This window comes from Achromobacter sp. Marseille-Q4962, from assembly GCF_943737005.1.
In the GTDB taxonomy this organism is placed as follows: Bacteria; Pseudomonadota; Gammaproteobacteria; order Burkholderiales; family Burkholderiaceae_B; genus Achromobacter.
The window spans coordinates 195,193-215,335 of record NZ_CALSFU010000002.1 but is presented as its reverse complement, the minus strand read 5'-3'; the positions used below and the strand labels follow the sequence as shown (position 1 = coordinate 215,335).

At 71.1% G+C, this 20,143-nt stretch carries 25 protein-coding genes and 1 riboswitch; of the genes, 13 read left to right on the top strand and 12 right to left on the bottom strand.

What is annotated here, in order from left to right:
• Positions 1–200: 200 nt before the first annotated feature.
• Together NGJ44_RS02775 and NGJ44_RS02770 are read right to left on the bottom strand one after the other, a co-directional pair.
• Positions 201–581, bottom strand: coding sequence for a MarR family winged helix-turn-helix transcriptional regulator (locus NGJ44_RS02775; protein ID WP_251863043.1), 381 nt, complete (start codon positions 579–581; stop codon positions 201–203).
• A gap of 82 nt (positions 582–663) precedes the next feature.
• Positions 664–1,143: a thioesterase family protein gene (locus tag NGJ44_RS02770; RefSeq protein ID WP_251863042.1), complete on the bottom strand. Its 480-nt coding sequence runs from the start codon at positions 1,141–1,143 to the stop codon at positions 664–666.
• Between the two features lie 102 nt (positions 1,144–1,245).
• Between NGJ44_RS02770 and NGJ44_RS02765 the strand changes: the two genes are divergently transcribed.
• Complete coding sequence (locus NGJ44_RS02765; protein WP_251863041.1) at positions 1,246–1,806, top strand: nucleotidyltransferase family protein; 561 nt, start codon at positions 1,246–1,248, stop codon at positions 1,804–1,806.
• 12 nt (positions 1,807–1,818) lie between these two features.
• Here the strand turns inward: NGJ44_RS02765 and NGJ44_RS02760 are convergent, their stop codons facing one another.
• The 3 genes from NGJ44_RS02760 to NGJ44_RS02750 all read right to left on the bottom strand — a co-directional run bounded on the left by NGJ44_RS02760 (position 1,819) and on the right by NGJ44_RS02750 (position 3,429).
• Positions 1,819–2,289, bottom strand: coding sequence for a copper chaperone PCu(A)C (locus tag NGJ44_RS02760; RefSeq protein WP_251863040.1), 471 nt, complete (start codon positions 2,287–2,289; stop codon positions 1,819–1,821).
• A gap of 54 nt (positions 2,290–2,343) precedes the next feature.
• Positions 2,344–2,946: an SCO family protein gene (locus tag NGJ44_RS02755; protein ID WP_251863039.1), complete on the bottom strand. Its 603-nt coding sequence runs from the start codon at positions 2,944–2,946 to the stop codon at positions 2,344–2,346.
• Positions 2,947–3,027: 81 nt separating this feature from the next.
• The gene (locus NGJ44_RS02750; RefSeq protein ID WP_251863038.1) at positions 3,028–3,429 is read right to left on the bottom strand and encodes a DUF2946 family protein; all 402 of its coding nucleotides are present in this window, start codon (positions 3,427–3,429) and stop codon (positions 3,028–3,030) included.
• A gap of 185 nt (positions 3,430–3,614) precedes the next feature.
• Between NGJ44_RS02750 and NGJ44_RS02745 the strand changes: the two genes are divergently transcribed.
• The 10 genes from NGJ44_RS02745 to NGJ44_RS02700 all read left to right on the top strand — a co-directional run bounded on the left by NGJ44_RS02745 (position 3,615) and on the right by NGJ44_RS02700 (position 10,754).
• Complete coding sequence (locus NGJ44_RS02745; RefSeq protein ID WP_251863037.1) at positions 3,615–4,247, top strand: GntR family transcriptional regulator; 633 nt, start codon at positions 3,615–3,617, stop codon at positions 4,245–4,247.
• A 24-nt stretch (positions 4,248–4,271) separates the two neighbouring features.
• Complete coding sequence (locus NGJ44_RS02740; protein ID WP_502802100.1) at positions 4,272–4,754, top strand: Bug family tripartite tricarboxylate transporter substrate binding protein; 483 nt, start codon at positions 4,272–4,274, stop codon at positions 4,752–4,754.
• Positions 4,751–5,485: an isocitrate/isopropylmalate family dehydrogenase gene (locus NGJ44_RS02735; protein WP_251863036.1), complete on the top strand. Its 735-nt coding sequence runs from the start codon at positions 4,751–4,753 to the stop codon at positions 5,483–5,485. The genes NGJ44_RS02740 and NGJ44_RS02735 overlap by 4 nt, the downstream gene beginning before the upstream one ends.
• A 14-nt stretch (positions 5,486–5,499) precedes the next feature.
• Positions 5,500–5,691: a hypothetical protein gene (locus NGJ44_RS02730; RefSeq protein WP_251863035.1), complete on the top strand. Its 192-nt coding sequence runs from the start codon at positions 5,500–5,502 to the stop codon at positions 5,689–5,691.
• Positions 5,675–6,355, top strand: a complete 681-nt coding sequence (locus tag NGJ44_RS02725) for an amidohydrolase family protein (protein WP_251863034.1) — start codon at positions 5,675–5,677, stop codon at positions 6,353–6,355. The genes NGJ44_RS02730 and NGJ44_RS02725 overlap by 17 nt, the downstream gene beginning before the upstream one ends.
• A gap of 284 nt (positions 6,356–6,639) precedes the next feature.
• Positions 6,640–8,031: an HdeD family acid-resistance protein gene (locus NGJ44_RS02720; protein ID WP_251863033.1), complete on the top strand. Its 1,392-nt coding sequence runs from the start codon at positions 6,640–6,642 to the stop codon at positions 8,029–8,031.
• 79 nt (positions 8,032–8,110) lie between these two features.
• Positions 8,111–9,100, top strand: coding sequence for an Lnb N-terminal periplasmic domain-containing protein (locus tag NGJ44_RS02715; RefSeq protein WP_502802099.1), 990 nt, complete (start codon positions 8,111–8,113; stop codon positions 9,098–9,100).
• A gap of 277 nt (positions 9,101–9,377) precedes the next feature.
• Positions 9,378–9,659, top strand: coding sequence for a hypothetical protein (locus NGJ44_RS02710; protein ID WP_251863032.1), 282 nt, complete (start codon positions 9,378–9,380; stop codon positions 9,657–9,659).
• Between the two features lie 97 nt (positions 9,660–9,756).
• Positions 9,757–9,825: riboswitch (Fluoride riboswitch) on the top strand.
• A 181-nt stretch (positions 9,826–10,006) separates the two neighbouring features.
• Positions 10,007–10,390, top strand: coding sequence for a fluoride efflux transporter CrcB (crcB, locus tag NGJ44_RS02705; RefSeq protein WP_251863031.1), 384 nt, complete (start codon positions 10,007–10,009; stop codon positions 10,388–10,390).
• A gap of 43 nt (positions 10,391–10,433) precedes the next feature.
• The gene (locus tag NGJ44_RS02700; protein WP_251863030.1) at positions 10,434–10,754 is read left to right on the top strand and encodes a DUF190 domain-containing protein; all 321 of its coding nucleotides are present in this window, start codon (positions 10,434–10,436) and stop codon (positions 10,752–10,754) included.
• Between the two features lie 22 nt (positions 10,755–10,776).
• On the opposite strand, the gene NGJ44_RS02695 is transcribed toward NGJ44_RS02700, so the two are convergent.
• The 3 genes from NGJ44_RS02695 to NGJ44_RS02685 are packed head-to-tail and all read right to left on the bottom strand — an operon-like array spanning position 10,777 to position 14,762.
• A complete protein-coding gene (locus NGJ44_RS02695; protein WP_502802098.1) occupies positions 10,777–11,778 on the bottom strand; it encodes a tripartite tricarboxylate transporter substrate binding protein in 1,002 nt (333 codons plus the stop codon).
• 48 nt (positions 11,779–11,826) lie between these two features.
• Positions 11,827–13,947, bottom strand: a complete 2,121-nt coding sequence (locus NGJ44_RS02690; protein WP_251863029.1) for an acetate--CoA ligase family protein — start codon at positions 13,945–13,947, stop codon at positions 11,827–11,829.
• Positions 13,944–14,762, bottom strand: a complete 819-nt coding sequence (locus tag NGJ44_RS02685) for an enoyl-CoA hydratase/isomerase family protein (protein WP_251863028.1) — start codon at positions 14,760–14,762, stop codon at positions 13,944–13,946. The genes NGJ44_RS02690 and NGJ44_RS02685 overlap by 4 nt, the downstream gene beginning before the upstream one ends.
• Positions 14,763–14,871: 109 nt before the next feature.
• Between NGJ44_RS02685 and NGJ44_RS02680 the strand changes: the two genes are divergently transcribed.
• On the top strand, positions 14,872–15,687 hold the full coding sequence (locus NGJ44_RS02680) for an IclR family transcriptional regulator (RefSeq protein WP_251863027.1): 816 nt from the start codon (positions 14,872–14,874) through the stop codon (positions 15,685–15,687).
• Positions 15,688–15,938: 251 nt separating this feature from the next.
• Here NGJ44_RS02680 and NGJ44_RS02675 read toward each other — a convergent pair whose 3' ends face one another.
• Genes NGJ44_RS02675 through NGJ44_RS02665 form a run of 3 tightly spaced genes read right to left on the bottom strand, consistent with a single transcriptional unit; the run spans position 15,939 to position 19,053 of the window.
• Positions 15,939–16,802 (bottom strand): HpcH/HpaI aldolase/citrate lyase family protein, encoded by an 864-nt coding sequence (locus NGJ44_RS02675; RefSeq protein WP_251863026.1) that lies wholly within the window; start codon positions 16,800–16,802, stop codon positions 15,939–15,941.
• Positions 16,793–18,058, bottom strand: a complete 1,266-nt coding sequence (locus tag NGJ44_RS02670; RefSeq protein WP_251863025.1) for a CaiB/BaiF CoA transferase family protein — start codon at positions 18,056–18,058, stop codon at positions 16,793–16,795. The genes NGJ44_RS02675 and NGJ44_RS02670 overlap by 10 nt, the downstream gene beginning before the upstream one ends.
• Before the next feature lie 8 nt (positions 18,059–18,066).
• Positions 18,067–19,053 carry a tripartite tricarboxylate transporter substrate binding protein gene (locus NGJ44_RS02665; protein WP_251863024.1) on the bottom strand — a complete coding sequence of 329 codons (987 nt, stop codon included), beginning with the start codon at positions 19,051–19,053 and terminating at the stop codon, positions 18,067–18,069.
• Between the two features lie 79 nt (positions 19,054–19,132).
• Between NGJ44_RS02665 and NGJ44_RS02660 the strand changes: the two genes are divergently transcribed.
• Entirely contained in the window at positions 19,133–19,606 is a 474-nt protein-coding gene (locus tag NGJ44_RS02660) for a MarR family winged helix-turn-helix transcriptional regulator (RefSeq protein ID WP_053245935.1), read from the top strand.
• 84 nt (positions 19,607–19,690) lie between these two features.
• Here the strand turns inward: NGJ44_RS02660 and NGJ44_RS02655 are convergent, their stop codons facing one another.
• Complete coding sequence (locus NGJ44_RS02655) at positions 19,691–20,104, bottom strand: carboxymuconolactone decarboxylase family protein (protein WP_053245944.1); 414 nt, start codon at positions 20,102–20,104, stop codon at positions 19,691–19,693.
• Between the last annotated feature and the right edge of the window lie 39 nt (positions 20,105–20,143).

Genomic DNA, 20,143 nt, shown 5'->3' with positions numbered 1-20,143 from the left:
TTCCGAGGTGAAGAGGCAGGCGTGCTCCTGAAGATCGGCCGGGTCGCCCGGCGCGGCCGGCCCGCCTGAACAACTGAAAACCGGCCGCTCCCGGAACCGGAAGCGGCCCTGCGCCGTTCATGCCGACGGCTTCCTGGGTCGCGAGCCCTCAAGCCATGGCGGTGTGCCGGGCCGATCCCCCGCCCGGGCCGGCGCCGCGCTCAAGGATCGCCCTTGTCTGCGGCGCGGAAGGCTTGCGCGCGCGCCTCGAAAAGGCGTATTACCCTGAGCGCGGTTTCGATGTCGCGCGGCGGCACGTCTCCGAGCAGTTCCTTTCGCAGCGCCTGCGGCGATTTCTGCAGGCGCCTGGCCAGCGTCCTGCCGGGCGGCAGCAGGACCACGGTCTTGCTGCGGCGGTTGTCCGGGGCGTCCCGGCGCGCAAGAATGCCCATGGCCTCGCCCTGGTCGAGCACACGCACCATGGCGGCGGCATTGATGCCCACCCGCGCGGCCAGACTTCTCTGCTGCGCGGCGCCGCCCTGGCGTTGCAGCAGGAGGACCGCGGTGCCCAGCGATATCGACACCCGGCTTTCGCACAGCACGGTGCTCGCGGCCTGCGCCCCGGCCCGGCGGGCCGGCTGGATGGAGGTCGTGAAGGACAGCAGGAGCGGGCCGGCATCCGCCTCAACGCGGGGCTTTCAGCGGCAGCAGGCGGCGATACCCTTGCGGCAGGGGATGCCGCGCGTGCGCCGCCACGGTCTGCGCCAGGCGCGCCGCCAGGTCCGGCGGGAAGGGTTTGGCGCGCCGCGTCTGCAGGTCCACGTGCAGCGAAAGCTGCTCCATGGTGGCGGCCAGGTAGCCGTCGCGGGTCTGCGTCAGTTCCATCAGGCAGAGCAGCCGCTTGTCGTCGGCCTCCAGCAGGCGGATGCGCAGCGCCAGCGGATCCCCGGCCAGCACCTCGCGCAGATAGGCCACGTGGATGTTCATGGTGTAGATGCCGCAGCGCGTGGCTTCGGTGTAGTCCAGGCCCACGCCGACCTGCCGCAGCAGCTCGAAACCGACGCGGTCGAAGATGCCGACATAGTGCGCGGCATTCATGTGGCCGTATTCGTCGATCCAGGCCGGGTCCACGGCGAGCGGAGTGGATGGCAGGTCTTGCGTCATGATTTCCTCGGAGTGGGATGGCTGGCCCATACGGGGCTGGCCCATATGGGGCTGGCCCACTTTACGGTTTAATGCCTGCGTCGACAACAACGGCCCCGCCCCATGCCTTCCGACCTCGAACGCCGGCTCGCCGACCTCATGCGCGCGGACGCGCAGCGCCTGCGCCTGCTCGGGCACGTGCGCGACCTGAAGCTGCCCGACGCCTGGATCGGCGCCGGCTTCGTGCGCGCCGCCGTATGGGACAGCCTGGCGGGGCGGCCCTCGCCGCTGCCGGAAGACATCGACGTGATCTGGCACGACCCGCGGCGCGCGTGCCCGGCGCGGGATCTGGCGCTGGAACGGCGGCTGGCGCGCGCGGCGCCCCGGGCGCAATGGTCGGTGAAGAACCAGGGCCGCATGCACGCGCGCAACGGCGACGCCCCATACGCCTGCAGCCTGCAGGCCCTCGCGGGGTGGCCCGAGACCGCCACCGCGGTGGCGGTGCGGCTGTCGCCGGACCACGGCCTGGAGGTGCTTGCGCCTTTCGGCCTGCGCGATCTTTTCGATGGCGTGATCCGGCCGACGCCGCGTTTTCTCGGCGCGAAGCGGGCGGTTTTCGAAGCGCGCTGGCAGGCAAAGGGCTGGCTGGATCGCTGGCCCTTTCTGCGGGTCGCGCCCTGCTGACCGCCGAGCGCCTCAGTGCGCGCCGTGCCCGTGCGCTGCCGGCCGGGCCGCCGAGGCCAGCGGACGCGCCTGCGCCTGTACGCGCAGCGTTTCGCGGCGGCCGGCGGTTTCGATGACCAGCGTCAGCGGAACCGTTTCCCCTTCGACGATCTGCCTGCCGAGGTCCAGCAGCATGATGTGATAGCCGCCCGGCTTGAGTTCCACCGTTTGCCCGGCCGGCAGCGCCACGCTCTGCACTTCGCGCATGCGCATGACGTCGCCTTCCATCTTCATTTCATGGACCTCGGCGGCGCGCGCGGCGTCGGACTGCGCCGCGACCAGGCGCGCGTCGGACGCCGAACGCAGCGTCATGAACGCGCCGGTGGATTTCTGGCCGGGCACGGTGGCCCGCACCCAGGCGTTTTCCACGCTGACCTGGGCCTGCGCCGCCGCGCAAACGGCCCACAGCGCCAGCGCGCCCATCGGTTTGTAGAGGAATGTCATGAGTTCTCCTGAAAAGAATGCGCGCGCCGGGATGGCTCGCGCGAATTGCGGAAATCAGCGCCGGGCCGCTCCGTCCAGCGCCAGAACTTTCCGGATGTCGGCGGCGCAGTCCTCGGCGGATTGCGTGTGCTTCAAGGCCACGCGCGGCCGCCCCTGCGTGTCGTACACGTAGCTCAGCGCCGTGTGGTCCATGGTGTACGAGCTGCCGGTCGGCACCTTCTGGTAATAGACCCGGAACGCCTGCGCCGTCTGGCGGGTTTCCCCGGCCGTGCCGTAGAGGCCGAGAAACGCGGGGTCGAACGCCCGCACATAGGCCTGCAGCACCTCGGGCGTGTCGCGCTCGGGATCCACGGTGATGAAGATCACCTGCAGCCGCGCGGCGTCCGCGCCCAGCTTCCCGCGGATCTCCACGGCGCGCGCCATCGCCGTGGGGCACACGTCGGGACATTGGGTGAAGCCGAAGAACACCATCACCGCCTTGCCGCGATAGTCGGCCAGGCGGTGGCGCCGCCCGTCGGCGCCCATGAGGGAAAAGTCGCGGCCGATGCCGCTGCCGGAAATATCGGTTCCGTTCAGGCCGTGCAGCTCATCGCGCGATGAGCATGCGGCCAGCGGCGCGCCCAGCAGGGCGGCCAGCAAAAGGCGTCGTCTGTTCACGCCGTGCTCCGTAGTCGCAACTCCGGACGCTCGCGCCCGGAAGAAAAATGGCCGGACGCGCCGAAGCGTCCGGGAACGTCGTCAGGCGAGCGGAACGGGAGGAGCGCGCGGGCCCAGCGGCGGGCCGAGGGGAGGCAGCGCCGGCGCGGCGCGGTAGGCCGCCCGCGCCGGCGCCGCATGGGCCGGCCGGGCGCCCAGGCGCGGCGCGAGCCCGGCGTCGGGCAGCACCGCGTGCGACGCGACCGCGCCGAACACGCAGTGATCGGCGGCATGGACGTCGCCGGCCTTGCCGGGCAAGTCGAGCTTGACGATGCCGGGCCCGGCCGCCGTGCACAGCGCGAGCGCGAGGGGGGAAGAAGACGGCGCGGCCATGAAGCCGCCGGGAATCGCGGCGCGCAAGGCAAGCGCGCAGACCGCCAGGCAGATCAGGATCCGCCAGGGCAGGCTGCCATGCCTGGACATCGGGCGCCGGTGCATATGCATGGCCGGATTCTAGTACGGACCGCGCGCCGCCGGCCCCCGCGCGCCGGCGAATCAGCAATTGTCCCGGCGGGAGAACCTTTGCAGACCGGATCGGGGAAGCGGATATTCCGGCTCCGGCTTTCCGTTCCCGGTTGTGGCCGGAGTTTTTTGTATACAAAAATATGCAAAAACAACGCGGTCAGCCCATGCCTATCTCCAAAGCCAATTCCCGGTCGCACGCGGCTTACAACGAAATCAAGCGCCGCATCCTTGCCGGCGTCTTCACGCCCGCGGACCGCCTGCGGGAGACGGAGGTCGCGTCGTTGCTGTCCATGGGCCGCACGCCGGTGCGCGAGGCGCTCAAGCGTATCCAGGACGAGGGGCTGATCACCCACCAGCCGGGCCGCGGCCTGGTCATCACCACCATGGACCAGCAGGAAGTCGGCGAGCTCTACGCCATGCGCGAGGTGCTGGAAAGCGCCGCCGCCGGCCTGGCCGCCCGCCATGCGTCCGACGTGGAGATCCTGCACATGCAGGCGATACTCGACGAGGGAGACGGCGGCGACCCGGTGGCCCAGAATCTGCGTTTCCATCAGGCGATTTATGCGGCCGCCCACAACCGCTACCTGCTGCGCTCGCTGCAATCTCTCACCGGCACGACCTATCTGCTGGGCCGCAGCACGCTGGCCGAGCCGGCGCGCGCGCGCGTCTCGAATACCGAACACCAGGCCATCGTCGACGCCATCCGCGCCCGAGACCCCGCGGCGGCGGAGGCGGCGGCCCGGCACCACATCCACCAGGCCCTGCTGGAACGACTGAAGATGCTGCGCCAGGGATAAGCGGCGCATAACGGAGACAAATCCATGCCGAAGTTCATGAAGCTCCCCCGGTGGCGCTGGCTGCCGGGGCTGGCCCTGCTCGTGCCCGCGATCTGCGCCCCCGCGCATGCGGCGCAGGACTTTCCCGCCCGGCCGGTGACGCTGGTCGTGCCTTTTGCCGCCGGCGGCGGCACGGACAGCATCGCGCGCGACCTCGCCCGCACCCTGTCCGAACGGCTGGGGCAGCCGGTGGTGGTGGAAAACCGGGGCGGCGGCGGCGGGTCCATCGGCGCGAATTTCGTGGCCAACGCCCGGCCCGACGGCTACACCCTGCTGTTCGCGACCTCGACCTTCGTGACCAATGCGGCCGCCGGCCTCTCGCCGCAATACGACGTGCAGAAATCGTTCGCGCCCGTGGCCATGCTGGGACGCGGGCCGCTGCTCATCGTCACGGCAAAGAACCTCAAGCTGGATTCCGTGGCGGCGCTGCGCAGGCTCGCCGCCCGGCCCGCACCTACCCCGGCATGACGGCGCGCCTGGGCGAATTCGACCTGGTGGTGGTGCGCGAGAACACCGAGGGCTTCTACGCCGACCGCAACATCGAGTCCGGCAACAGCGAGCTGCTCATCACGCCGGACGTGGTCGTGTCGCTGCGCCGCATCACCCGCCACTGCTGCGAGCGCATCGCGCGCTCGGCGTTCGAACTGGCCATGACGCGCCGCAAGCGCGTGACCATCGTGCACAAGGCCAATGTGCTCAAGCGCGGAGACGGCATGTTCATCGAGATGTGCCACGCGGTGGCGCGGGAATTTCCCGAAGTGGCCGTGGACGACGTCATCGTGGACGCCATGATGGCCCACGTGGTGCGCGCGCCGCAGCGCTTTGACGTCATCGTCACCACCAACATGTTCGGCGACATCCTGTCCGATCTCACGGCGGAGCTGTCCGGCAGCCTGGGCCTGGGCGGGTCGCTGAACGCGGGCAAGGACTATGCCATGGGCCAGGCGGCCCACGGTTCCGCGCCGGACATCGCCGGCAAGGACCTCGCCAATCCCGTGTCGCAAATCCTGTCGGCCGCGATGCTGCTCAACTGGTACGGCCAGAAGCGCGGCGACCCGCGCTTCCTGGAGGCGGCCGCCGCCATCGAATCCGCCATCGCCGACACCATCGCCGCGCACGAATGCACGGCCGACGTGGGCGGCAAGCTGGGAACGCGCGCGGCGGGCGAGGCTTTCCTGCGCCGCCTGGCTGCGCGCTGACGCCGGAGCAGGCCATGACACTGTCGCTACCCGAAGGCGCCTGCGACTGCCACGTGCACGTGATCGGGCCGCAGGACGCATACCCCATGCTGCCCGGGCGCCGCTACACGCCCGGCCCGGCCGGCGTGCAGGCGCTGCACGGTCATCTGCGGCGGCTGGGCCTGTCGCGCGGTCATCGTGCAGCCCAGCGTGTACGGCGTCGATAACCGGCTGCTGGAAGAAAGCCTGGCCCAGCCGCGGGGCGCGGTCCGCGGCGTCGCCGTGCAGGGACCGGAAGTGGACGACGGCGAACTGGCCCGCCTGCACGCCACGGGCGTGCGCGGCGTGCGCGTCAACCTCGAGAGCGCCGGCGCCAGCGACCCGGACGCCCTGGCGCGCCTCCTGTCGGCCTGGGCCGGGCGCGTGCGCGGACAGGGGTGGCACCTGCAGGTCTACGCCTCGTGCCGGGCCCTCGCCGCCGCCGCGCCGCGCGTGCGCAAGCTGGGCGTGCCGCTGGTGTTCGACCATTTCGCGATGACGCCGGCGCAGACCGCTCCCGATGACCACGAGCTGCGCGCCATCCTGGACCTGGTGCGCGAAGGCGCGGCCTATGTGAAGCTGTCGGCCCCATACCGCATCGGCGGCCCCGGCGACGCGGACGCGGTGACGGCGCTGGCGCGGACCTTTGCCGCGGCCAACCCCGACCGCCTGCTGTGGGCGAGCGACTGGCCTCACACCAACCGCGCCCCCGGCGCCGCGCCGCACGAAGTGAGCCCCTACCGCGACGTGCCGCCCGGGCGCCTGCTGGAGGAAATCGCCGCCTGGCTGCCCGACGCCGCCCTGCGCCGGCGCGTGCTGGCCGACAACCCGGCCCGGCTCTACGGATTCTGAGTTCGCGGCGCTTTCCCACGCAGTCCGTGAAGCCACCGTCCGGCTGCAGGACTTCCAGGCCGAGCCGGGAACCCAGGCCCGGCGCGCCGCCGTGCTGTCCCTGGCGCCGCGCCAGACCGGGGGCTGGAGCCATATCCGCGCCGCTTGAACGGCGGCCGCGCACTGCGCGTTGACGAATCCCGCTCGCTCCCTTATTTTTTTGACGTGTCCGCGCCTCCACAGGGCCGCGGCCGGGCCCGCCGCGCGGGCCGCCTGCCTGCACAGTCATCCCGGAGCGTTGATCTATGGGAAAGCTCGTTCTCTTGCTGCTTGGCGTCGATTACCTGCGCAAGCGCGCCCGCGCGCTCTATGCGGCGGGGGGCTTCTTTCTCCTGGCCGGCGTCGTCGTGTTCATCGATGCGCTGGACGGCGCGATGTATTTCCCGCTGAACTTCTTCGCCGCGCTGTTCGTCGTCGAGGGCATGGCCACACTGGCGATCGCGCAGTCCGGCGTGGGCGGCCAGCGGGTGCTGCGCTATGCCAAGGGCATCTTCGTGCTGGTCGCCGGCATCCTGATCCTGGCCGGGCACCATCACGGGCACTTCGTGCTGTCGATGATCTTCGGCCTGCTGTTCCTGGTGGACGGCCTCATGCAATGCATCGCCGCCTACGTGGTGCGCTACCGGCGCTGGCGCTACGTATTCGCGTCCGGCATCGCCGAGGTGCTGCTCGCCATCTTCTTTTTCCAGCCCTATCCCACGCATTACGTGGGCACGGTGCCGTACTGCCTGGGGCTGTTCCTGGCTTTCTCGGGGCTCAAGCTGCTCTCGCTGGCGCACCGCGTGCGCCGGCTGGACGCCAATCCCGCCCTGGACGCCAACCCCGACCCCGACTTCATGCCGACGCGCGAGGGCGCGCCGCAGAAGGTCTTCGACGGCCCGCCCGCAGAATCCGAGCGCGCCCTGACCGTGCACATCTGGACCCCCGCCGGGTCGGCCAGGGCGCAGACGCGCAACTACCCGCTGGTGAACCGCTACATCGCCGCCGTGGACGTCAACGGCGTGGTGTCCACCGGCCACGCGGCGCTCGAGTCTCCCGAGGGCGTCTACGTGAGCCTCTATCCGGCCGAGGAAATCGACCATTCGCCGGCGCAGTTCGGATCGCTGCTGCGCGCCACCGCCGACAATGACGTGCCCGGCGTGTTCCAGCCCGACTATCCCACCGAGTCCAAGGCATGGTGTCCCTCCACGGTGCAGGTGCGCATCCGCAACTACGACGCGGCCAAGCTGCAGGCGTTCTGGCTCGAATACCGCAAGAACACCACCTACAACCTGACGCACCGCAATTGCTCCAGCTCCGTGTCGCGCGCCCTGGAAGCCGCGCTGGACGGCGTGGTGGGCCGGCTGCACGGCCCGGACGCGGGCTGGGGCGCGCTGCTGCGCCTGCTGCTCACGCCCGAGCTGTGGGTGGCGGCGCAGATCCGCAAGCGCGCCCTCACCATGGCCTGGACGCCCGGGCTGACGCTGGACTATGCGCGGGCCCTCAGCATGCTGGCCGATCCGCGTCCGTTCGGCTGGTGGAAGATGGCCCAGTCGGCATTGCGCCAGATGCAGGCCCTGCGCAGCGGCTGGCGGCGCCAGGACCGCGAGGCCGTGGCGCGCAATGCCGAGGCCCGGTCCTCGCAAGGAGCCCGATAGTGCCCGCCCGCGCGCGGGCCGCCCGCGCTTGCCTGCGCCGCCGGCGGGATCCCGGGCATGGCCGAGCGGGCCTTCGCCCATGATGCTGCGCGCCGCGCTCATGCTGGCGATCACGGCCGCCACGGGCTGGGGCGCCTGCGCCCTGTGGTTCCAGCCGCCCTGGCCAGGCCGCGCCCGCGCCGCGCTGGCCGCGGCCTGGCTGGCGCTGGCGGCCTGCGCCCTGGGCGGCCTGGCGCTGGGCCGGCCCTGGCCCGCGTGGATCTTCGGCGCGGCGCTGCTGGCCTTGCTGGCCTGGTGGCTGCTGGGCGTGCGCCCTTCCAACGACCGGCGCTGGATGCCCGAGGTATCGCGCCTGACGCACGGCAGCGTGGCCGGCGACCTCGTCACGCTGCACAACGTGCGCAATTTCGCGTGGCGCACGGCCGCCGACTACGATGCGCGCTGGGAAACCCGCGTCTATGACCTGTCGCGCCTGGCGTCGGTGGACCTCGCGCTCTCGTACTGGGGCCGCCCCGCCATCGCGCACGCCATGGTGTCTTTCGGCTTTGCCGACGGCGCGCACGTGGTCTTCTCCGTGGAAATCCGCCGCAAGCAGGGCGACGCATTCTCGGAAATCGGCGGTTTCTTCCGGCAGTACGAACTGTCGGTGCTGGCCTCCACGGAAGAAGACAGCCTGCGCGTGCGCACCAACGTGCGCGGAGAAGACGGCTACCTGTACCGCGTGCGCATGCCCGAGGGCGCGGCCCGCGCCCTGTTTCTCTCGTACTTGGAAACGGCCAACCGGCTGGTCGACCGCCCGCGCTTCTACAACACGCTCACCGGCAACTGCACCACCATCGTGTACCAGCTGGCGCGGCGCATCGTGCCCGGCCTGCCGCTGGACTACCGCCTGCTGCTCTCGGGCTACCTGCCCGAGTACCTGTACCGCGTGGGCGCGCTGCAAGGCGCGGACAGCCCTGCCGCCTACCGGCGCGCGGGCCGCTATACCGACCGCGCGCGGGCCAGCCGATCGCCCGACGAATACTCGCGCGACATCCGGCGGGGCGTGCCGGGCGTGGCGGCCGGCTAGGGCGGGTTAACCGGCCGTACTCCGGGGCTGCGAACACCAGCCGGCCGTCGCCGTAGCTGCACGACAATGCCGGAACGCCTCGGCCATGTAGCGCTTGACCGTGCGCGGGCCGGCGCCCATTTCGGCGGCGCTCTGCCGATACGCCGGGCCGTCGAGCCGGGACGGCGGGAACGCGGCGCGCGCTTTCTCGGGCAGTGCGGCGGCGCCCCTTTCCCGCGCCTCGGCCCACCCGCTTGAGCACGGCCTGGCCGGCCGGGCGGTGCAGCAGGTCTATCACGTGGATTTCTTCAACCAGGAAGGCGACAAGGCCGCCGAGGCCGACAGCTGGCGCTTCCGCACCGAACGCGACCACGCCCGCGAACAGGGCAGCAAATACCGCGAAGTGCGGGCGCGCGAGCCGCGCCGCTGCACGCCCGGGGAAATCCGCGAGGCGTGCAAACCGTATGCGCAGGAAGAAGTGCGCGGCTCGTGCTCGAACCGGGCCACGAACCGGCGGGCGGTTCGCCCGAGGAACTGGCCGCCTTCGCGCGAAGCGAACGCAGCAAGTGGGAGCCGCTGATCGCCGGGGCGGGACTGAAGGCGGACTGAACGCGCGGCCCGCCTGCGAAGGCAGGCTTTGTTCTTGCCGCCCGTTCCCGCCGGCTGATAATATCTCCGCATGCTCCGGAGATGGCATTCCTCCGCCAACCGCCGCCTTCATGACGGCTGATGATGCCTGCAGACACCTGGCCACGCCGGGGGCCGCAGGCGTTTTTTCGCCGGGCCGCCGCGTGGATCCGTGCTTTTCGACCTTAGCGACCCGATCAGCCAACCGATCAGCGATCCGACGCCATGCCTCGATTTCCCGACACGCTTTCCGTTCCCGCCGCCGCCCGCCGTCCGTGCGCGGATTAAGGGAGCGGCCGCATGTTCAGTTCCGTAATCGCCATTTCCGTGGGCGCCATGCTCGGCGCGCTGCTGCGCTGGGCGCTGGGCAACGCCCTCAACGCGCTCGCGCCTTCGCTGCCGCCGGGCACCCTGGCCGCCAACCTGGTGGGCGGCTATGTCATCGGGCTGGCCATCAGTTTCTTCGGCAGCCATCCCGCCATCGCGCCGCAATGGCGGCTTTTCGTCGTAACGGGCTTCTGCGGCGGGCTGACCACGTTTTCCACCTTCTCGGCCGAAGCGGTCGCGCTGCTGCAGCAGGCGCGGCTGGGCGTGCTCGCCCTCCACATCGGCACGCACGTGGTCGGGTCGCTCGTGATGACCCTGCTCGGCATCGCCACCGTGTCCGCGCTGCGCGCCGCATGACGGGCGCGGCGCCCGTTCCGAAACACCGACGCAAGGAGCAATCATGAAAGGCTATCAGCTGACGTTCTACACCCAGCAGGATCGCCGCCACGACCGCGAGCCCCTGGCCGAATGGCTGCTGCGCCAGGCCAAGGAACAAGGCGCGCAGGGCGGCACGCTCTTCAGCGCGGGCGAGAGCTTCGGACACGACGGACGCTTCCATTCCGCCCATTTCTTCGAACTCGCGGACCAGCCCGTGGGCGTAATGGTCGCGGTGGACGAAGCCACCTGCGAACGCCTGTTCGAGGTCATCGAGCAGGAAGCGGTGGACGTGTTCTACGTGAAGATCCCGGCGGAGTACGGACGCACCGCCAGGCGCGGCTGAGCGCCCGCCCCCTCGCCGGGCCTCAGGGCTGGTCCGTGATTCCGGCCTGCTTGACGATGCGCTTCCAGCGGGCTTCCTCGGTGCGCACGTACTCGCCCAGTTGAACGGGCGTTCCCACGTCCGCCGCCAGGCCCTCCATCTCGAGCGCGGCCTTGGCCTCGGGCCGCGCCACGGCGCGCCGGATCGCGGCGTTGAGTTTCTGCACGATGCCGGCCGGCGTTCCGTGCGGCACGAAAATGCCGTACCAGCTATCGACGTAATAGCCGGGCAGCCCCGCCTGGGACACCGGCGGCACGCCGGGATAGGACGGCGACGGGTCTTGCGTGGTGACCGCCAGCGCGCGCAGCCGCCCGCTCTTGACGTAGGCGCTGACGCTGGCCGAGGTCGAGAAGATCATGTCGATCTGCCCGCCCATCAGGTCGTTGATCGCCGGGCCCGAGCCCTTGTACGGAACGTGCAGGATGTCGGCCTGGCCCAGGCTCTTGAACAGTTCGCCGGCCAGGTGGGCCGAGGTGCCGTTGCCATAGGAGCCGAAGGTGAGCCTGCCCGGATGCGCGCGCGCGTAGTCGAGGAGGTCGCGCACGTTCTTGAAGCGGGATTTGGCGGACACCACCAGCACGTTGGGCGACTTGCCGATGAGCGCCACCGGATCGAAGTCGCGATCCGTGTCGTAGGGCAACTGTTCGTGGATGGCCGGGTTGACGGCATGGGCGAAGGTGGCCATCAGCAGGGAGTAGCCGTCCGGCGCGCTTTTGGCGACGTTCTCCGAGCCGATGATCGTGCTGCCGCCCGGCCGGTTCTCCACGACCACCGCCTGTCCCAGCTCGTCGGTGAGCCCCTTGGCAAGCTGGCGCGCCACGAGGTCGGTGCCTCCGCCGGGCGTGAACGGAACGACGATGCGCAGCGGCCGGGCGGGAAAAGCGGCGCGGGCCTGGGGCGCGGCCGCCAGCAGCGCGGCGGCCCCCATGGACGCCGCCAGCGCGGCCCGCCGGGCGCCGCGCGCGAATTGCTTGAGTGTCGTCATGGCATGTCTCCTGGGTAGAACAGCGCGGTTCTGGCGCCGCGTCTCGAATCAGGTCTGCGGGGACGCGGCCAGCACGGCCACGCCGTCGGCGGCGCGCACGCCCTGCCCCGCCGCGCGCACGAACAAGGGGTTGATTTCGGCTTCGAGAATCTGCGGCCCGAGGGCCTGCGCCATGTCGGCGAACCCGAGCACGGCCCGGACCAGGGCCGGCACGTCGGCGCGGGCGCGCCCGCGGTAGCCGTCGAGCAGGGGCCAGGTCCGCAGCCGGCGCAGCGCCGCCAGCACCTGTTCCTCCGACAGCGGCGCGCCGTCGTCGGGCAGCATGATCAGCGTGACGTCGCGGATGAGCTCGGCCACCACCCCTCCCATGCCGAGCAGAATGGCGCTGCCCAGCGGATCGCGGTGCAGGCCCACGATGACTTCCTCTGCATCCTCGATCATTTCCTGCACGAGGAATGCCGGAGGCTCCGCTCCGGTGTGGCGCCGCACCTCGGCCCGCATGGCGCGCAGGCGCCCGGCGACGCCGGCCGCCTCGACGTTGACGGCCACCCCGCCCACCTCGCTCTTGTGCGTAATGGAGGACGAGAGCAGCTTGAGCACGACGCGCGGACCGAGCGCCCGCGCGGCTTCGCGGGCCTCGTCCTCGGTGCGCACGACGATCTCGCGCACCGACGGAACGCCGAAGCGGGCGAACAGCGCCTTGGCCTGGGCCTCGTCCAGCGCACCGTGCGCGCCCGCCGACGCCGCGGGCGCCTTGATGCCCGGGCCGCGCGGCGCGGCCTCGGCGCGTTCGGCCACGCGCCGCATGGCCGACAGGGCGGCGCTGATGCTCTCCGGCGCGTGAAACGCGGGAATGCCGTAGCGGCCCAGCAATTCGGCGGCCTGCGGCGCGTGCGGGCTGACGTAGGCGAGCACGGGCTTGTCGCCCAGCGCCAGCGAATCGCGCAGCGCGTCGGCCATCAGCGCAGGCTGTCCCACGGCCGACGACCCCACCACCACCGCCAGAGCGTCGTAGTCGCGGCTTTCGAGCACGATGCGCAGCGCCTTGCGCAGCAGGTCGGGCTGCAATCCCGCCAGCGTCACGTCGATGGGATTGCGGTCCAGCGCCGCGTGGTCGCCCTGCTGGAGTTCGCGCAGGGCGCGCGCGGTTTCCGCGCCCGGCGCGGGCAGAACGAAGCCGGCCACGCCCAGGCTGTCGGCCACGAGCGTGCCGGCGCCGCCGGTCGAAGTCAGGATGGCGACGCGCCTGCCGCGCATGGCGCGCCCGGCGGCCAGCGCGGCAGGCGCGTCGAGCAGGTCGGCGAAGGTCTGCGCGCGCAACACGCCGGCCTCCTCGAAGAGCGCGTCGTACATGGCATCGGCCCCGGCCAGCGCGCCCGTGTGCGAGGCGGCGGCGCGCGCGCCGGACTCCGAGCGCCCTACCTTGAACGCCACCACGGGCTTGCCCGCCGCCCGGGCCCTGGCCGCCGCCCGGCGGAAGGCGGCCGGGTTGCGCAGCGTTTCCATATAGAGCGCGATGACCCGCGTGGCGGGATCGTCGGCCAGCGCTTCCACGAAGTCGGCCAGTTCCAGGTCCACCTCGTTGCCCGTGGATATCAGCTTGGAAAAGCCGATGCCCCGCGCCGCCGCGCGCGACAGCAGCGACCCCAGGATGCCCCCGCTCTGCGAGACCAGGCCGATGCTTCCGCCGTCCATCGCGCCCGCCGCCAGCGCGCCGCTGGCCGAGAGCGTGACGCCGTCGGTGAGGTTGACCAGGCCGATCGTGTTGGGGCCCAGCAGGCGCATGCCGCCCGCCGCCTCCTTGAGGGCCTGCTGTCGCCTGGCCCCCGCCTCGCCCGTTTCGGCATAGCCGCTCGCCAGCACGATGGCGGCGCCGGCGCCTCGCCCGGCCAGCTCCCGCACGGCCTGCTGCGCGCGGTCCGCGCCCAGCAGCACCAGCGCCACGTCGGGCGCCTGCGGCAGCGACGCCACGTCGGGATAGCAGGGCAGCCCGTCGATCCGGCCGGCCTTCGGATTGACCGGGTAAATGCTGCCGCCATAGCCATGCGCGCGCAGGTAGCCTATGGGCCGCCCCGATGTCTTGGCGGGATCGGCCGAGGCCCCCACCACCGCCACGCTGCGCGGGCGCAGCAGGCGGCACAGCCCGTCCGGCACGTGCGGCGCGCTCACGATCCGCCTCCTTCCCGGCCCCTGCGGGCCTGCGCCGTTTTTTCCAGGAACGCCTCGACCGCGGCGCGGTGTTCGCCGCTGGTGTAGCAGATGCCCTGCGCCTGGCTGCCCATGGCGAACACCTGCGCGGCGCTCAGCTCGAAGCTCTGGTCCAGAATGGATTTCGACAGCGCCAGCGCGGTGGGCGAACCGCCCGCCAGCTCGGCCGCCCAGGCCCGGGCGCGGGCCAGCAGCTCGTCGGCAGGCGCCAGGCGGTCGGCGATGCCCAACCGCAGCGCCTCGTCGGCCGCCACCTTGCGGCCCGAATAGATCAGCTCCTTCGCCCGCGGCAGTCCCACGCGGCGGGGCAGGAAGTACATGCCGCCGCCATCGGAAATCAGGCCGCGCGCGATGTAGCTCCAGGTGAAGCTGGCCGCCTCGGAGGCCATCACGAAGTCGCAGCTCAGCGCCATATCGGCGCCCAGGCCGGCGGCCGCGCCGTTGACGGCCGCGATCGTGGGCTTGGGCATCCGGAAGAGCAGATCCACCGCATGATGGACGCGCTGCTGGCGCGACCAGCCGTTGAAGGCCACTTCGCCGGCGGGCGCCTGCATGCGGTCGCGCATGCCCGCCACGTCGCCGCCGGCGCAGAACCCCGCGCCCGCGCCCGTCAGCACCAGGGCGCGGATCGCGCGGTCCTGCGCCACCCGCTCCAGCGCGTCGATCAGCTCGGACCGCAAGGCGTCGCTGATCGCATTGCGCTTTTCCGGCCGGTTCAGGGTCAGGGTCGCGACGCCCCCCTGGCTTTCCAGCTTGATGAATTCGTATTCCGCCATCGTTCCTCCTGAGGCATTGCCAGCGGCCGCCGGGCCGTCCTGGCGCTGCATGCACAGTACGCGCTAAAGTGGCGGACGGCAGCGGCCCATTTCCAAGGAGTGGAATTGCATGAACGCCTCCCGCCCCCGCGCCCCGGCCGGCGCGCGCCTCGCGCAAGGCAGCCAGAACCGCTCCCTGGAACGCGGGCTCGAGATCCTGCGCGCGTTCCGGCCAGGGACGGATCTGTTGGGAAACGGCGAGCTGGCCGAGCGCACCGGGCTGGCGCCGGCCACCGTGAGCCGGCTGACGCAGACGCTGGTGCTGGGCGGATTCCTGCAACACGACGCCCGGGCGCGCGCCTACCGGCTGGCGCCGGCGGTGTTGAGCCTGGGGCATGCCATGCGCGCGGCCTCGCCCGTGCTCAAGGCCGCCACGCCCCTGATGCGCGAGGCGTCCGGCGCCTACAAGCTCAACGTCGGCCTGGCCAGCGCGGACCGCGCCGAGATGGTCTATCTCGAATCCATCCGCTACAACCGGCGCGCCTCGCTGCGCACTATCGTGGCGGGCCAGCGCGTGCCCGTCGAGCTCACTTCGCTGGGGCGGGCCTATCTGGCGCGCCTGGGCGCGGCGGCTCGCTCGAGGCTGCTGGCGGACATCGGCGCCGGCTATCGGGCCGCGTCATGGCGAGTCATCGCTCGCGAAATCGCCGCCGCGGTCAGGCAGGTCGAAACCGCGGGCTATTGCACGGCGTCCTGGCAGCCCGGCGTCGTGGCGCTGGCTACGCCGCTGCCGGCGGCGGGACACGCGCCCCTGGTCATGAACTTCAGCCTGCAAACCGACGAAGCGCCCGCCAGCGTCGCGCGCAGCTATGCGCAAGACCTGCTGGCGCTGGCGGACGGGGTTGCGCGGGCCATCGAACGGGAAGCGGCCGGCGGCGCAGGCTGAGGCGGCGGGCCGGCGCCTGTTCCGGCGTCATGGCGCCGCTCAGGGAACGGGGCCGGAATGCCGGCCCCCGAATCGGGACGGAGATAGATCTGGACGGGCGTCTGCCGCCCCGGCTGCAACAGCGCCTGGTGCAGCGTCTGCGCCTCGATGCGGATGCGCACCGGCGCGTTTTCCGCCCGGCTGGGAACCGGCCCGGCCAGGAACGCGGCCTGCCCGACGGCCGCACGCGCGCCGCCTGGCGCGCCGGCGCCTCAGGCGGCGCGCTGCCATTCCAGCCAGCGCATGGCCCGCTCCAGCAGCGGCTGATCCACCATGTTGCCGTCCACCAGCACCACGCCCTTGCCTTCCCGGCGCGCGGCCGAGGCGGCCGCCACCACGCGGCGCGCCCAGTCGAGTTCGGCGTCGGTGGGACTGAAGCCGCGGTTGACGTAGGGCACCTGGCGCGGATGGATCGCCACGCTGCCGGTAAAGCCCAGCTTGCGCGCCTCGCGCACCGCGGCATCGAAGCGCGGCATGTCCTGCAGATTGGCGATGCTGTCGGCCAGCCCCCAGCACCCGAGCTGGAAAGCGCGGGCGCTGTTAGTGACCTGCTGGGCGGCCCAGCGCAGGCTGTCCGGCTCGGCGGCGACGGACATGGCCGCGGCGTAGTCCTCGGCGCCAAAGCCCAGCGCGCACAGGCGCGGCGAGCGGCAGGCGATCTCGGGCGCGCGCAGCACGCCCAGCGGCGATTCGATCAGGGCCGCAATGGCGATCTGCCGCGCCAGCCCCTGCGCGCGCTCCAGCTCGTCCAACGCATCGGCAAGCGCGTTGACCTGGGCCGGCGTCTCCACCTTGGGCAGCATGACGGCGCCCAGCACCCCCAGGTCGGCGCATTCCAGGTCGGCGCGCCAGGCGCGAGGGTTGGCGTTCAGGCGCAGCAGCAGCGGCACGCCGCGCTCGGCCAGCTTGCGCGAAGCGCCGGCCACGCGCTGGCGCGCTTCCTCTTTCTGCTCGGCCGGCACGGCGTCTTCCAGGTCGAGGATGACGGCGTCCGCGCCGCGCTCGTGCGCGCGCTCGATGAATGCCGGCGCATTAGCGGGCACGAACAGCAAAGACCGCAATCCGTTCAGCCGCATTTGATGTCTCCCTGTTCGTGCAGTTGCCGGATGTCTTCCTGGCTCAGGCCCAGGTCGCGCAGCACCTGCCCGGTATGTTCGCCGTGGCGCGGCGCGCGGCGGCGCAGCGCCCCCGGCGTGCCGCTCAGGCGCGGCGCCACGGCGTGCATGACGACGTCCTCGTCCGCGCCGTCGCCGGCCGCAACGTACACGCCGCGGCTGCGCACGTGCTCGTCGCGGCACAGTCCTTCGGCGTCGTGGATGGGCCCGACGGTCACGCCGTGGGCGCGGAAATGCGCCAGGCAGGCCGACTGATCCATCCGGGCGATGAATGCCTGCACCATGGCGTCGATCTCCGCATCGTGCGCCAGCCGCGCCGCATTGGTGCGATAGCGCGCATCGTCATACAGCCCGCCCTTGCCGATGGCCTCGAACACCTTGCGCGCCATCGCATCGGTGGAGCCCGACATGGCCACCCACCGTCCGTCGGCGCAGCGGTAGGCGCCGCGCGGCGAGGCGATCTTTGCGCCCTCGGCCGGCTTGACGCCGGTGCGCGCGTAGTTCGTCACGTCCGGCCCCATGATGGCGAGCATGGGCTCCAGCAAGGACAGGTCGATCACCTGCCCCTTGCCGCGGTTGACCTCCACCTCGCGCAGCGCCGCCATCACCGCGAACGCGCCGCTCATGCCGGCCACCATGTCCGCCAGCGCGATGCCCGGCAGCACGGGCGCGCCGGCGCTGTCGCGGCTCTTGAGGGCAAAGCCGGAAAAACCTTCGACCAGGCTGCCGAAGCCGGGCAGGCTGCGGTACGGGCCGGTCTGCCCCCAGCCCGACAGGCGCACGACGATCAGCGCCGGGTTGTCCGCATGCAGCACGGCGGGGTCCAGCCCCATCGTCTCCAGCGTGCCCGGCCGGAAGCTCTCCACCAGCACCTGCGCCCGGCCGCAAAGCCGGCGCAGCAGACCACAGGCGCGCGGGCTGCGCAGGTCCAGCGCCACACTGCGCTTGTTGCGCGCGTAGACCTGCCACCAGCCGTCGTACCCCTCCGGGCATTCAGGATGGGGCTGCGTCCACTGGCGCAGCGTGTCACCGCCGCGGGCGGATTCGATCTTCAGCACGTCGGCGCCGAAATCCGCCAGTTGCAGCGTCAGCATATTGCCCGCCACCAGCCGGCTCAGGTCCAGCACACGGACGCCGTCCAGCACGCCCCGGCGGGCGGCGTCGAACGCCACCCGCGGCAGTCCGCCGGCCGGGGGGCCGCTCGTCGGTCCGTTCATCGCCGCGCTCATCGTCCGGACTCGGGTTCCAGGGTTTGCGCCACCGCTTCCCAGCGCGGCGCCTCCTTGTCCAGCAGGGAGACGAACTGCTGGCGCGACACGTCCAGCGGCTCGGTTTCCAGCGTGGCGAAGCGCTCGCGCACCTCCTTGTTCCGCATCACCTTGGCCATGGCGGCCGCCATGCCGTCCACGGCCTGGGGCGAGACGGTCTTGGGCGCGAAGAGCCCGCCGATCACCGCGATGGACAGGCCCGGATAGCCCGCCTCGGCCAGGGTGGGCACGTCGGGCAGCGAGCGCTCGCGCGCCGTGCTGGTCACCGCCAACGGGCGCAGCCGCCCGGCCTTGATCAGGGGCATGGACGCCGCCAGCGAATCGGTGGAGAACGCCACCTGCTGCCCGATCAGGTCGTTGAGCGAGGCGCCGCTGCCCTTATAGGGGACGTGCGTGGCTTTCACGCCCGCCTTCTGCAGCAGCATCTGGCTGGCAAGGTGCGTCATGGTGCCGTAGCCCGCCGACGAATACGCCTGCGGCCTGGCGCGCAGGCTGTCCATCAGGTCCTTGAGCGTCTTGGGCGCGCTTTCCGTATTGGGCACCAGCACCACGAACGGCGCCTGCATCACGGGCGCCACGGGCACGAAGTCCTGGTAGCGGTAGGTGGCGGCCTTGTTCAGATAGGGCACTACGAACAGCGGCGCGGTCGAGCTGAAAACGAACGTGTAATCGTCGTGCGCGCCGCGCAGCACCGCCTCGTGGCCCACCACGCCCCCGCCGCCGACCTTGTTCTCCACGATGACCGGCTGGCCCACGGCCTGCCCCAGATACTGGCCGATGAGCCGGGCCAGCACATCGCTGCCCGACCCCGGCCCCTGCGTCACCACGATCCTGATCGGCTGCGCGGGCCAGGCCGGCGCGGCCTGGGCGCCTGCCGCCATCGGCAGCGCGATCAGCGCGGCCAGCAATTGCCGCCGCATCCTGTTTCTGGCATTGGCTTGCATCCCTGTCTCCCGTATCGGTGTAATGAAGGACGTGCTATAAGTAGTTTGTTGCTACTGCAATAGTTGCAAGTGAGAGAATATGCCAAAAAAGATCGCAGTGGAAGAGCTGATTACATTCAAGGTTTCGGTGCTCGCGCAACTGCTGGCCCGGGTCGTGGACGCCTCCGTGAACAAGGCGCTGGGGCTCAACAGCCGCCAGTGGCGCACGATGATCACCCTGCACCGGCTGGGGCCCGCCACGCCTTCCGAGATCGCCCGGTTCTCGCATATGGACAAGAGCCAGATCAGCCGCGCGGTGTTCGAGACCGAGAAGCTCGGCCTGCTGAGCCAGGAAGTGGACGCGGCCGACCGCCGGCGCACCATTGTTTCGCTGACGCCGGCCGGCCTCAAGGTCGTGGACCGGGGCCTGCGCGGCACGCAGGCGCGCCAGAAATCGCTGGAAGAATCGCTGTCGTCCGAAGACCGCGCGACGCTGCACCGCATCCTCGACACGCTTACGGGGCAGGCGCGCGAAATGCTGGAGCAGGCGCGGGAAGGTGGGGGAAATGCCTGAATCGGCGTGCGCTGCGCCGCCCCGCCTTGCCTGGGGGGCGGCAGCCGACTCCGTTGCGGGCGCAAACGAACTCCGGGGCGGCGCTTATGCCTGCTCTTGCTTAAACGCGCCCGCTTCCTCGAGCACCTGGTTTGCCACCTTGAAAGCGTCCAGGCCAGCCGGAATGCCGCAGTACACCGTGGCGTGCAGCAGAATTTCCTTGATCTCGTCGGGGGTCACGCCATTGTTGAGCGCGCCCTTGACGTGCAGCTTGATCTCCGCCGGGCGGTTGAGCGCGGTCAGCATGGCCAGGTTGAGCATGCTGCGGGTTTTCTTCTCCAGGCCAGGTCGGCCCCAGGCGTAACCCCAGCACCATTCAGTGGTCATGCGCTGGAAGGCCATCATGAAATCGTTCGCGCGGGCCAGCGAATCATCGACATATCCGGCGCCCAGCACCTCGCGGCGCAACCGCAGACCTTGGTCGAACAATTCGTGGTTGGGGTTTTGCTTGTCTGCCATGGAATTCTCCTCGGTGAAATGGCGGCCGGCTGCCGCCGG